The following is a 12,016-nucleotide window of genomic DNA, read 5'->3' as shown; positions in this document are numbered from 1 at the left end:
ATTCGAAATAATTATACAATAGGGCGAGGAAAATACAATGGCCGAAAAATTACGGGCTTTTCTTGACAGCTTTTCCTCCTAACACTGCTAACCTGTCAATACCCAGACCTTTTCTTGACAGCTTTTCCGCCTAACACCGCTAACCTGTCAAAATCCAGAGCGTTTCTTGACAGCTTTTCCTCCTAACACCGCTAACCTGTCAAAATCACGACCTTTTCTTGACAGCTTTTCCTCCTAACACCGCTAACCTGTCAAAATCCAGACCGTTTCTTGACAGCTTTTCCTCCTTACACCGCTAACCTGTCAAAATCGCGACCTTTTCTTGACAGCTTTTCCTCCTAACACCGCTAACCTGTCAAAATCCAGACCTTTTCTTGACAGCTTTTCCTCCTTACACCGCTAACCTGTCAAAATTACGAGCGTTTCTTGACAGCTTTTCCTCCTTACACCGCTAACCTGTCAAAATCACGACCTTTTCTTGACAGCTTTTCCTCCTTACACCGCTAACCTGTCAAAATCCAGGCCTTTTCTTGACAGCTTTTCCTCCTAACACCGCTAACCTGTCAAAATTACGAGCGTTTCTTGACAGCTTTTCCTCTTAACACTGCTAACCTGTCAAAATTACGAGCGTTTCTTGACAGCTTTTCCTCTTAACACTGCTAACCTGTCAAAATCCAGACCTTTTCTTGACAGCTTTTCTTCCTAACAACGCTAACCTGTCAAAATCCTGACCTTTTCTTGACAGCTTTTCCTCCTTCACCATCAAACCTGTCAAAATCCAATAAGACTTAAAATCCCACACAAAAAAGCTGCCTAAATGACAGCTTCAAACAAAATAAACCCGATTACTCCTGATCTTCGAGTTCAACGAAATATTGATCTTTCCGATAAGCAACGGCTTCCATGGTAGCTACTGGATTTTCTCCATGAAAAATCTCGATTCTGTAGAATCCTGTCCGGAAGTTCCGCCTTGTTTCTGTCGCCCTTGCCACGATTCTCTCTCCCGGTTTCACCGCTTCAATGAATTGGATGGTGGTGGATAGCCCTACCGATGTTTTCCCATAGGCATTGCAGGCTACGGAAAAAGCATGATCGGCTAATGCGTAAATCACCGCGCCATGGACGGTTCCGTGTGCGTTGACCATATGGCTTTGCACATCGAGCACTGCTTCCGCGAAGCCAGCTTCGAATTTTGTTAACTGAATGCCTAATGACTGCGCGTATGGGTCGTTTTTTACCCGCTCCAAAATTTGTTTATAGTGCTTGTCATGGATTTGGTATTCGTCAATTCTTTTCTTCACAATGGCCTCCCCTTAAAATCAGTCCCTCTCTCTTGCTCTTTGTGTGTCCCTGATATTCTTCTGAACCGTGATTGCTGCAAATAGGCTAAGCACAAATGACATGCCGTAGAATCCTTTTTCGCTTAGGACGATACTTCCTGCATTATACAAGCCAATGGCCATCAATGAAATCGATACGATCAGGGCGAACCAGCTGATGCCATAATAGATGCTGGTAACCGGTATTCCCTCTTCCTTGTCCCGGACCGCTTTTTGCAATGATACTGATGCATAAAGTCCAAATATCAAAACAGCAAAATAATAGCCTTTTTCATTCAACTCCATCGCTGCGTTGAACAATCCGATCAAATAAGCAGATACTCCAACCACGAGTGCCGCCCAGGAAGCCCCCTTGAACGCCGAAGTCGGCTCTCCCTCTTTCCTTTCCACTCTTACCTTCGGCTTACTTTGCTCGCCTTTATTCAATAAAATCTCCTGATCATTAGACATTGTTGCTCTCCCCCTCTTTTACCTATAAAAATAGTGCTTATGCATAAATTTATTATATAGAAATTTATGACAAATAATAGATAAAATTCTCAAATTTGTGATTTTACAGTAAGGACAGGAAAAAATCATATTTATTCCAAAAGAGGAGATAATACGTTGCGAGGTGAGAATATGGATAATGACAAAGTAAAGCTTACTTCGTCTGAGATAGGTTCCTTGTGGGGCGAGTATGTAAACGGGACAATGATCGATACTGTAAACAGATATATGATTTCCATCATTGAAGATGAGGCAATAAAGGGCATCTTTGAGGACGCAATCAGTACATTCGCACGACAAAAGACGCAGCTCACTGAATTTATCGAGAATGAAGGGTTTCCTGTTCCAATCGGGTTTGGTGAAAATGATATCAATATCGGGGCTGACAGGCTGTTCTCTGATATTTTCTGCTTGAATTATTTACATATCATGACATTGCACGGATTGATCGGGCACACCACCGCACTAAGCGTATCAGTCAGAAAAGATTTACGGGAATTCTATGATTCGTGTGATAACGATGCCAAGAACATGTATCACCAGACAATTGAACTATTGCTTGAAAAAGGCAATTTCCAGAGAGATCCTCTATTTTATCCTGATAAAAACCCTAGCTTTATTGAGAGTGAAGATTTTACCGATGGAATTTTTGGAAAAGGAAGATGTTTATCTGCCACGGAAGTGATCAGCATTTCTTTCAACATCAAGAAGAATATTATGGCCAAAACACTTTCGATTGCTTTTAGCCAAGTGGCTCAATCAAAAGAAGTCAGAAAGTTCCTAGTGGAATCAGAGAAAACCGCGGACCAGCACATCCAAAAGTTTACCAGCATTATGCATCATGATAACTTGCCAGTTCCCCGTTCATGGGAAACAGAAGTGACAACTTCTACAGATTCCCCATTTTCAGACAAGCTCATGATGTATCACACAGGATTCCTGTTCCAAGCCTCGCAAGTCTACTACGGAACAGGATTGGCATCTGCCATGCGGACGGATTTAGTCACAACGTACGAAAGCATCATCCTAAAAAATATAATGGTGACCAAAAAGTGGTTTGATATCATGAAAAAGCACAAGTGGCTGGAACAACCCCCGCTAGCGCCAAATCGAAAAGAACTCTCGGGTGAAAATTAACGATCAAATGTCCTTCCGTATCGGTTGGACATTTTTTATCGCTTTAAATTCAGGTTCAACCCGGCCCTGATCTCTATCGCTGAATCGTGACATGCGGCTTACTGAAATGGCTCGTTCCTCCGCTCCCTACCAGGATGTACCCGTTTTTCGGGAAAAGAGCCAGCCTATTTGAACCATCAGAAAGGATCAGCTCAACCGACGCTTTATTCTTCAGCGCGATATATTTAACATAGCCAGTCTCCGTAATCGTCGTCTCCCAGTTGTCGTCAAATTCCGCCCTCAACACACGGTTGGAATACGTTTGATTCGTTATCTCCCTGTCCATTTACATCACCCCTCCCTTTTAAAAAAATGCTCTCGATATTTTATTCACGATTTAAATATTAGAATAGACAGGTACACACTTCAGTCCACAAAAATAAAGGAAGCCACCTTTAACGGCAGCTTCCCTTCCATTTCAAATTCTTTCACTTTTTCATCTTAGCCAGTTTACTGTTGATTTCCGAAATCTCCTTCTCCACCTCATAAAGATTCTTCTGCATCCGATCCCTGCGAGCCGTCAGCACACTCAACTGCTGCTTAAGCTCCTCTTTCGTTTCACTCAAATCATACAGACCTCCAATGCATTTAAAAAATAAACCACGACGCTCGATTCCCGAGGGATCCCCTTTTTCAGAAATCCCATCTTATTATTTACATTTATTTAATGTAAAGCAGCATTGAAAAACGGAAATACCTTACTAAAAAATGGACCATCCTCTAGATATTAAAAGTCAGCTTTTATAAAGAGGCCCTGTCAGTTTTTTTGTCAACACTCTGTTTTTTGACGGTCATCTGAAACAGGTGGCTCTTCTTGCCAGCCATTTTTAATCAGGAGTCGGGCAAACTGTGATAACACTTTAAGGTCTCTGGAAATTGCTACCTCACAATGAACGATTAAATCAGCTCTCATGCTGGTAATCGCAGCATAACTGTAATAGGATACTGCCATATTAAATAGGCTGCCTGCATGAAACAGCATTAGTTTGTCTGAAAACGGTGCAATCGAAGAATCAGTTATCTCCGAATCCAAGCTCGGAGGAATTCGAAGGTTATTTGCTTGCAAGAGTGATGAAAATAACCCAATATGTTTATTGGTTACTTGCATACCCTTTTCCATGAACTTTCGTACTTCATTTGATTTACATACTTTACTGAACCCCAGCATAAGTCCCTTTTGCAATATCGTTTTTTTCAGATTAAAGAAAATGTTTCCACTTTCAATTGTATTTAGTTGTCTCTGTTTCCCAATAACATCCGTCACATAATTGATATCTTTTATGTAACTTACTTTTTTTGGAGTCGAAAAATAGGGTGATTTCTCATATAAACCCTTTGATAGCAGAATATCAACCGTGATGTTATAGAGATCCATTGCTTCGTTTAAGCATCTGTAATAAAAATCCCTTACATCTTTTCTTGACGATGAATTAAATGCCATTGGATATAAGGAACATCCATGCATGGACATACTATAAATATATATTAACCAAAAATTTTCAGAAAATAATGGAGGAGCGTCTAAATTCACGTCATCTTTGGTAAAACCGTGAGGAATCGGAAAGTTTTCTTTATTGAAAAAATCTTGGAGATCTTTAATATGTTGAATTGATAACTTCATAGCGAATTCAAGAGTTGAAACTATTTCCTTATCTTTTACACACTTCAATGCATATTCTAAGACGCAAATTGACATTGTTTCACGAATATAATGAATCCATAAATTCGTTATTTCCGCTGATGTCATCCTATTTTGGTCCACTGAAATAACTTCCTTTCTTTAGAAGATACTTCATTTAAATTCCCCCAAAAATGGAAATCCATTCATTCTCGTACCGGTTTTTCCTGCCCAATAAACGAAGTAAAAGGAACCTCCTATATAGAAAGTTCCCCGGCCAACGCATATTTAGAGAGTAGTATTTACAAGCATCGCAATCTCTACAAGCCAAAAAGACAGGCGTGTGATGGTTCCGTTGACTTGATAGTAGGTCGAATCCTCTGGTGAGGAATACAACCCATTCGTATAAATAATAATAGCCTTCACTCACTCCCTGCTTTTCAGGGTAAGCTATCTTTCTTACGAGGCACGATTTTTAAAAAACCGATAATGCAAAGGGCACCGATTCCTTTTACAATACAATTTCCAATCAATGAATCCTCCACCGTTACGCCAATAAGCAGACTTCCTATAAGCAACAGTATAAAACTGACCAAGGCTCTGATATTACACCCTCTCCTACTGCGAACACGCCCGGATTAATAAAACCACACCCAAAACCATCACGACCGAAATGATATTCACCAGACACCCACTGCTTGGGGAGCCTGTAACCGCTCGTGCCCACGCGTTGTTAAGGGCGGCACCTGGATTTTTCCGCTGCTCCTTTAATTTCAACCGCTCTCTATTTTCTTCTGACATATAGAGCCCCCCGATTTGTATAAAAAGGCGATAGCGGCCAAAACACAGCCCTATCGCCCATTGAACAGCATCATTTCACATCTACGGAAATACTTGCTCTTTTTCTCGCCCGTAAAAATCTGACGAGATTCAAAATAATTGTTTTTATGACCGCATATGTCGGCACAGCCAGCACCATTCCCAGGACACCGGCCAGATTACCGGCAGCCAGTAAAATAATGATGATTGTTGCCGGATGGGTATCCAGTGTTTTACCAAGGATCAACGGAGAAAGAAGGTTTCCTTCGATTTGCTGAGCCACCAGGATGACCACTACGACCAGCAACGCCTTCGTCGGTGAATCGAAGAAACCAACCAGCACGGCCGGCGCTCCGCCGATAATCGGCCCGACATACGGGATAATATTTGTAAAAGCGACGATCAAAGCCATGATCAGCGCATAGCGCAAATCGATGATCATATAGCCGATAAAAGCCAAAATCCCAACCGCCGAAGCAACTGTCACCTGTCCCTGGATGTAGGCAGACAGGGTTTCGCCCGTTTCCTTCAGGATCTTCAGCCCCTCATCACGGTACTCTTTCGGAATAAACTTTGACACAGCTTGAGGGAACCTGTGTCCATCCTTGAACATGTAAAATAGTAAAAACGGCACGGTCACAAGAATAATTGCTATGTTGGTAACGACGCCGAGGAAGCCTTTCAAGCCACTCGTCAGCTTGTTTGGCAAAGTATTCGCATACTCTATCAAGCGCTCCTGCACCGTATCAATCATTTCCCGCTGCTCATCCCTGAAGCTTTTAAACTCAGAAGAACGAACTACATCATAGAAATAATCAGTCGTCTTGTTGGCGAATTCAGGAAGGTCATTAGCAAGCTCGGTGGCCTGCTTGGAAACCGCCGGAACCAGATTCCCGATTGCCAGGACAAGAAGCGCCCCGAACACCACATAAATAATCAAGATCGCAAGCACTCGCGGAACCTTCTTGCGCTGCAGAAAGTCAACCACCGGATTCAGCAGGAAATAGAGAAAACCGGTAATCAAAATTGGAAAAAAGATAGTCGAGATAAAGATTCCGATTGGTTCAAACATAAAGGATATCTTCGTTGAAACATAAATAATGGACGTGATAAGCAAAATTTGAATCAGCCAAAACTGCACTTTCGATTTATTCAATGTATGTACCTCTTGCCTTAGATTATTTTGGTAAAATTATAGCAAAATTCAGAGCTAATGTATATCGATGTCTCGATTTTGAGCTTCGATCTCCACACTCAATTTCTTCCTTAGCATCGAAATGGAAATTGGCGTAATGATCGTCATGACACCAATCGTCGTGAATGCAATCCCCCAATTAAAATAATCGAGCAGCATCCCAAAAATCATCGGTGAAAAAATCGTTGCGCTAAAACCGAGAACAGATTGGATTCCCAGGGCGATCCCTGTGATTTCCGGCTCGGATATTTCTGTAATCATCGTATTATAGATTGGGGAATCGGCGATGATGGTAAATCCATAGACGAAAACAAGCGGAAGCAAAATCCACATGCTTGTGGGTGTCAGCCAACCAATCGACAGCGAACAGGCGATGCTGATATAGATGAACAATTTGATCGATTTTAACCGGCCAAACGAATCAGACATCCTGCCCCCAATGAAACTGGCAACCCCGCCAATCATCACCACAAACGCTCCAATAAAATTGCCAACCGAAATCGCATTCGCGACACTATGGGTCTGGAAGTAATACACCATAAAAGGCCCAATCCACGCCCACATCGCATAAAGCTCCCAGCAATGCCCCGTGTAACTGATATTCACCAGCAAATTCCTTCTGGTCAGGACCCGTTTTAACAGCGCCATACTCAAACGCTGATTATGAATATGGATATTTTCCGGAATCCTTGAAAAGTAAATAAGCGAAGCAGCAAGGATTGCAGAACATGAAGTTATGAAAATAACGCCCTTCCAGCCCACCAGATTAATGAACAAGCCAGAAACCAGCAGCGAAAATCCCGAGCCGACCACAAGCGAGCCAACAAAAAGTCCCAGGGCCGCCCCACGCGCCCGGTCGCTCGAAGTCTGCGCGACAATCTTCATTCCCGGCACATAAATCCCCGCAATCCCCACCCCCGAAATAAATCGCAACAATAAAGCCGACCAAAACCCTTGCGCCAAAACGCTAAAAAGAATACCCGATAGCCCAGCGATCATAGCTCCATACATAAACGAGTACTTCGGATTATAACGATCACTCAAGAAGCTGTAAAAAAACACCGCCGCCACATAGCCAATATGAAAAAAACCAACGATTATTCCCGATTGCGTCGAGGACAACCCCCACTCCCTCTCCACAACCGGCATCACCGCAGAAAAATTAAACCACACCTGCATTGCCAGAAATTGAGCAAACGATAAAGTCCATAACAAACGAGTCAAACCCATCACCGCCTCTCTCTTTTAACATTAAAATACCGAATTTTCGGAATTTTAACAAGGTGAGTTTTTCCTAGGGCAGTTACCCATCAAACCTGTCCGAACTCCGGCTTACTTCCGAGAGCTTTTCTTCGTTGCACGCCAAACCTGTCCGAACTTCGACTTATTTCGGACAGCTTTTCACCATCAGCACCCAAACCTGTCAAAATCAACTCGTTTTCTTGACAACTTTTCACTTCTAGCATCCAAACCTGTCAAAATCACCCCGCTTTCTTGACAGCTTTTCACCCTCAGCACCCAAACCTGTCAAAATCAACTCGTTTTCTTGACAACTTTTCACTTCCAGCATCCAAACCTGTCAAAATCACCCCGCTTTCTTGACAGCTTTTCACCCTCAGCACCCAAACCTGTCAAAATAACCTCGTTTTCTTGACAACTTTTCACTCCCAGCACCCGAACTAGTCAAGATTACCTCCCTTTCTTGACAGCTTTTCACCCTCAGCATCCAAACCTGTCAAAATAACCTCGTTTTCTTGACAACTTTTCACCCTCAGCACCCGAACTTGTCAAGATTAACTCCCTTTCTTGACAGCTTTTCACTCCCAGCACCCAAACCTGTCAAAATCAACTAGTTTTCTTGACAGCTTCGCACCCCCAGCTCTCCAACCTGTCAAGATCTCCCACCCCCCAGACAAACAAAAAAACCGTCCAGAGTATCTCATGAACGGTTTCCAAATCGAAATTATGCTGCTGGGTTTACTTCTAGTTCTACTTTGATCTTGATGTCTTTACCAACCAGAACGCCGCCTGTTTCTAGTGCTGCATTCCAGGTAAGACCGAAGTCTTCGCGGTTTACTTTTGCTTCTGCTTCGAAGCCGTATACTTCGACGCCCCATGGGTTTGTGCCTTTGCCGCCGTATTCGACATCGAATGTGACTGGCTTTGTTACGTCTTTGATTGTCAGGTCGCCAGTTACTTTGTAATCGTCGCCATCACGAGTGATGTTTGTTGATTTGAAATCAATTGTTGGGTAGTTTTCAACATCAAAGAAGTCTGCTGATTTCAGGTGGTTCTCGCGGTCCTCGCTGCGTGTGTCGATGCTTGCAACATCGATTTTGAATGTGATTGAAGCTGTTGTTAAATCTGCCAGGTCTGCTGCCTCAACATCAGCTGTATAAGAGCCGAATTGTCCTTTTACTTTTGATACCATCATGTGTTTCACTTCAAATCCGATTGCTGAGTGCGCCTGGTCTACTACAAATTTTGCCATTATAAATTCCCCCTGTTTTGTTTTTATCTCGAATTCGAGATATGATTCTAAAAAAATATCTCAAAACTAATTATTTTTAATTCGAGATAAATTTATCATGAATTCAAGGTGACTGTCAATACCTTATCAACATTTTTTTTTAGCAGAATTAAAGTTACTGTTTATCAAATTTTATAATGCTTTTCCCTCCTTTCCTTTCAGCCTGATCTCCTCGATCCTCCATTTTTCCGTCATATCGTAAAAGCCCCCGCCTTTTGACATGACGAATTGATAATTGTTTTCCAAATCGTCAACGGTAAGATAAGTAAGGACAATTTTTCTTTTTTCAACATTAAACTCGCTAAGGTCCAGGACTACACCAGGGTTCCAATCATGAGTACGATATTTAAAAGTAATAGTGCATGGACAATTGCCAGCACCATCAAAAGTGCCATAACCTATGAAATTTTGATGCATTATTAATTCCATCACTTCTTCAATATTCCCGGCCGCTTTATATGCTTCAACAACTTCCATTGCATCCAAAAAGTCCTGGTATGAAACAGCGGATTGCGCTGCGGCCATTTCATCCTCCAAGGTTGAAAGATTCCCGGCCAAAGTATCATTCTCATTCTTCAGATCATCCGCAATCCTCAACCGGTTTTCGACCTCTTTTTCCAGACTGGCAACCTTCTCTTCTAACCACTTTTTGTCCTCCGCCAACCTCGAAGCCGAATCTGCTGTTCTGGCATAATCCAAAAGAGCAATCACTGTGATGACCAATAAAATAATGAGTACTGAGGTTACGTAATTTTTCTTCCCGCCCACCATTTTCACCCCAATTGCCTTTTTAAAATTTCATAGTGACTTCTTCTGCGTCCTCCCAATTCGGATCAACTTGAGGAATGTATTTTTTCAATTCATCAGAGTAATCTTCAGGCTCTACCATGTTGAAAAGCTCAATATTCACCTCGGTATCATCTTTTTTCAATAATCCAAGGTAGCTCGATGACCCTCTCCAGAAATGGTAAAAGCCTTTAATTGACTTAATCTCTGCCGATTCCAGGTCTGATTTGATCCATCCATCCTCAACTACAAAAACCACTTTCGGCTTGATTAAATAAATCGTCGCACGAATGAAAATCGGGACAAAGAACAAACACCCGATTCCAAATGCTATCAAAATCCAATTAAGATTTAGGACGCCAAACAACAATGCCAGCAAACCCGGAACTGCGAAAACCGCTGACGCTAAAAATTTTACAACCAGCCTTCTCCGCTTCATCACTACCTTCATACTTTTGCCACCTTCCCATAGACATTTATAGGAAAATTATAAACTCTCATCCTTCCATTTTCAAAAATTTTCCACAACTTCTATAGCAAAAAATCCGCCCTCATCTTGAAGGCGGATGCTTTTACGATCTCAGTTCAAAATAATCCATCGTGGATGTCTCTTCAAAACCGCATGATTTATAAAGGTTAAGCGCATTGGAATTGTCTGCCGCTACCTGCAGCATGATTTCCTCTGCGTTTGCCTCTTTCAGTTTTTCGATTGCCAGCAATAAAAGTGCCCGTCCGTATCCTTTTCGGCGGTGCTCAGGCAGTACGCCAAGGCCAAAAATCGCGCCAAGCTTCGAGGTCAGCTGAAGATTCACTTTCCCGATGATTTGTCCGTCTTTTTCAACAAGGTACGAAGTCATCCCCCGCTTTTCCTCTTCCTCTGGAAGAATCACATCCTCGGCTTCGATACTTTCTTCGTCATCGTTAAAATAAATCACATTCTGCCTGGCGATTTCCTTCGCGTCCGCATTCGTCGCTTTCCTGAAAGCGAGACCTCCCAGCTTCTCTGTCGCAAAGCCAAGCGCCTCATTTTTCAAAAACATCTCATATTCCGAGTGCTTAAATTGTGCTCCACTCCCGGCAATAAACCCTTGCCCCGCGGCCGAATTGCGATCACTTAACAGCAGCATGCTTCCAGTACCCCTGCGTTTCCATTCGCCGACAACAAGCTCAAACAATTTTGAAAAAATCCCCTGGCGCCGATACTCCGGATCGACCATCCCATTTACTTCCCATGGGCCGCCAAAGCTGCCAATGCCAATATATCCAATCAGCCTCTCCCCATCAAAGTACATGAATTCATTCACTGCCTGAATGCCTTTTTCATTCCCGATTACGCCAAGTTTATAATCAAGTTCCAGCTTCAAAGCGGTACCGTCATGTTCGATGCATCGCTCCTGGAGTTGGCCGACTATTTCATAATCATCTTCATCAATTCCCTCTTTTAATTTGATCCACGGTTTCCCGATTTTCCTCACAAGCAGCACCCCATCTGTATAAAATCCCCACAATAAAGGATGTAACCATGATAACAAGCGGAACCGCCATACTGCGGTCTACCCCTTCCATGATCCCAGCCACCATGATTCCCAACAGCATAAAACCTGATAGGGTAAAATAGACTAAAGACTGATCCTTCTTCTGTTTGGTCGTATATTTTATTCGCTTAAACACCGGTTCACACCTCTTTCTCCCAAGAAAATTCTAACAAACCATCATGTAAAAATAACATCCAGAATATTTTTTTAAAAAACCGGTCTAAAACAGTGAAAAAAATAAAAACAGCATGCTAAATCTCATATGATTTTTAGCATGCTGTTATTGTTGCCATAAGAATTTATGCCATTTGAACATTAGAGTTTGCACTATCATTAATACGCCATGATCTTGATGCACAACAAATGGTCCGGCTTTAGATGACAGTCCTTGTCCAACAAAGCCAGCTAATAGGAGTCAAGAACTTCTTATTAAAATATTTGTTCTTCCGTGTTATACTTTTGAAGGCACGCCAAATAACCCTCCAAATACCGTTTGGAAGGTTTTTCATTAGCTGTTTTATCTTGTTG

At 42.3% G+C, this 12,016-nt stretch carries 14 protein-coding genes; 1 reads left to right on the top strand and 13 read right to left on the bottom strand.

Going from position 1 to position 12,016, the window contains the following annotated elements; translation table 11 throughout:
• Window positions 1-845: 845 nt before the first annotated feature.
• Complete coding sequence (locus M3593_RS22820) at window positions 846-1,301, bottom strand: PaaI family thioesterase (RefSeq protein WP_251544944.1); 456 nt, start codon at window positions 1,299-1,301, stop codon at window positions 846-848.
• 18 nt (window positions 1,302-1,319) lie between these two features.
• On the bottom strand, window positions 1,320-1,790 hold the full coding sequence (yiaA, locus tag M3593_RS22815; protein WP_144480158.1) for an inner membrane protein YiaA: 471 nt from the start codon (window positions 1,788-1,790) through the stop codon (window positions 1,320-1,322).
• 171 nt (window positions 1,791-1,961) lie between these two features.
• Between yiaA and M3593_RS22810 the strand changes: the two genes are divergently transcribed.
• A complete protein-coding gene (locus M3593_RS22810) occupies window positions 1,962-2,966 on the top strand; it encodes a DUF3231 family protein (protein ID WP_251544965.1) in 1,005 nt (334 codons plus the stop codon).
• A 73-nt stretch (window positions 2,967-3,039) separates the two neighbouring features.
• Here M3593_RS22810 and M3593_RS22805 read toward each other — a convergent pair whose 3' ends face one another.
• From M3593_RS22805 to M3593_RS22755, 11 genes are all read right to left on the bottom strand, one after another.
• Window positions 3,040-3,291, bottom strand: coding sequence for a hypothetical protein (locus M3593_RS22805; RefSeq protein ID WP_144480160.1), 252 nt, complete (start codon window positions 3,289-3,291; stop codon window positions 3,040-3,042).
• 142 nt (window positions 3,292-3,433) lie between these two features.
• The gene (locus tag M3593_RS22800; RefSeq protein ID WP_251544943.1) at window positions 3,434-3,571 is read right to left on the bottom strand and encodes a hypothetical protein; all 138 of its coding nucleotides are present in this window, start codon (window positions 3,569-3,571) and stop codon (window positions 3,434-3,436) included.
• Window positions 3,572-3,774: 203 nt separating this feature from the next.
• Window positions 3,775-4,767, bottom strand: a complete 993-nt coding sequence (locus M3593_RS22795; protein WP_251544942.1) for a DUF3231 family protein — start codon at window positions 4,765-4,767, stop codon at window positions 3,775-3,777.
• A 144-nt stretch (window positions 4,768-4,911) separates the two neighbouring features.
• Entirely contained in the window at window positions 4,912-5,049 is a 138-nt protein-coding gene (locus M3593_RS22790; RefSeq protein ID WP_251544941.1) for a hypothetical protein, read from the bottom strand.
• Window positions 5,050-5,494: 445 nt separating this feature from the next.
• Window positions 5,495-6,598: an AI-2E family transporter gene (locus M3593_RS22785; RefSeq protein WP_144480166.1), complete on the bottom strand. Its 1,104-nt coding sequence runs from the start codon at window positions 6,596-6,598 to the stop codon at window positions 5,495-5,497.
• Window positions 6,599-6,652: 54 nt separating this feature from the next.
• Window positions 6,653-7,861, bottom strand: a complete 1,209-nt coding sequence (locus tag M3593_RS22780; RefSeq protein ID WP_483308944.1) for an MFS transporter — start codon at window positions 7,859-7,861, stop codon at window positions 6,653-6,655.
• Between the two features lie 739 nt (window positions 7,862-8,600).
• Complete coding sequence (locus tag M3593_RS22775) at window positions 8,601-9,128, bottom strand: YceI family protein (RefSeq protein ID WP_144480170.1); 528 nt, start codon at window positions 9,126-9,128, stop codon at window positions 8,601-8,603.
• 171 nt (window positions 9,129-9,299) lie between these two features.
• Complete coding sequence (locus tag M3593_RS22770; protein ID WP_251665140.1) at window positions 9,300-9,944, bottom strand: coiled-coil domain-containing protein; 645 nt, start codon at window positions 9,942-9,944, stop codon at window positions 9,300-9,302.
• Between the two features lie 13 nt (window positions 9,945-9,957).
• On the bottom strand, window positions 9,958-10,404 hold the full coding sequence (locus M3593_RS22765) for a DUF5381 family protein (protein ID WP_251544938.1): 447 nt from the start codon (window positions 10,402-10,404) through the stop codon (window positions 9,958-9,960).
• Between the two features lie 121 nt (window positions 10,405-10,525).
• On the bottom strand, window positions 10,526-11,428 hold the full coding sequence (locus M3593_RS22760) for a GNAT family N-acetyltransferase (protein WP_251544937.1): 903 nt from the start codon (window positions 11,426-11,428) through the stop codon (window positions 10,526-10,528).
• Complete coding sequence (locus M3593_RS22755) at window positions 11,382-11,624, bottom strand: hypothetical protein (RefSeq protein ID WP_144480178.1); 243 nt, start codon at window positions 11,622-11,624, stop codon at window positions 11,382-11,384. The genes M3593_RS22760 and M3593_RS22755 overlap by 47 nt, the downstream gene beginning before the upstream one ends.
• Between the last annotated feature and the right edge of the window lie 392 nt (window positions 11,625-12,016).

Source organism: Mesobacillus sp. MER 48, assembly GCF_023714225.1.
Taxonomy (GTDB): domain Bacteria; phylum Bacillota; class Bacilli; order Bacillales; family Cytobacillaceae; genus Mesobacillus; species Mesobacillus oceanisediminis_A.
This window is presented reverse-complemented; position numbering and strand designations above follow the sequence as displayed.

Bases quoted from the DNA above. Each gene is read 5' to 3' on its own strand.
- M3593_RS22775 (WP_144480170.1), bottom strand. From the start codon at position 9,128: ATGGCAAAATTTGTAGTAGACCAGGCGCACTCAGCAATCGGATTTGAA.
- M3593_RS22805 (WP_144480160.1), bottom strand. From the start codon at position 3,291: ATGGACAGGGAGATAACGAATCAAACGTATTCCAACCGTGTGTTGAGG.
- M3593_RS22765 (WP_251544938.1), bottom strand. From the start codon at position 10,404: ATGAAGGTAGTGATGAAGCGGAGAAGGCTGGTTGTAAAATTTTTAGCG.
- M3593_RS22810 (WP_251544965.1), top strand. From the start codon at position 1,962: ATGGATAATGACAAAGTAAAGCTTACTTCGTCTGAGATAGGTTCCTTG.
- yiaA (WP_144480158.1), bottom strand. From the start codon at position 1,790: ATGTCTAATGATCAGGAGATTTTATTGAATAAAGGCGAGCAAAGTAAG.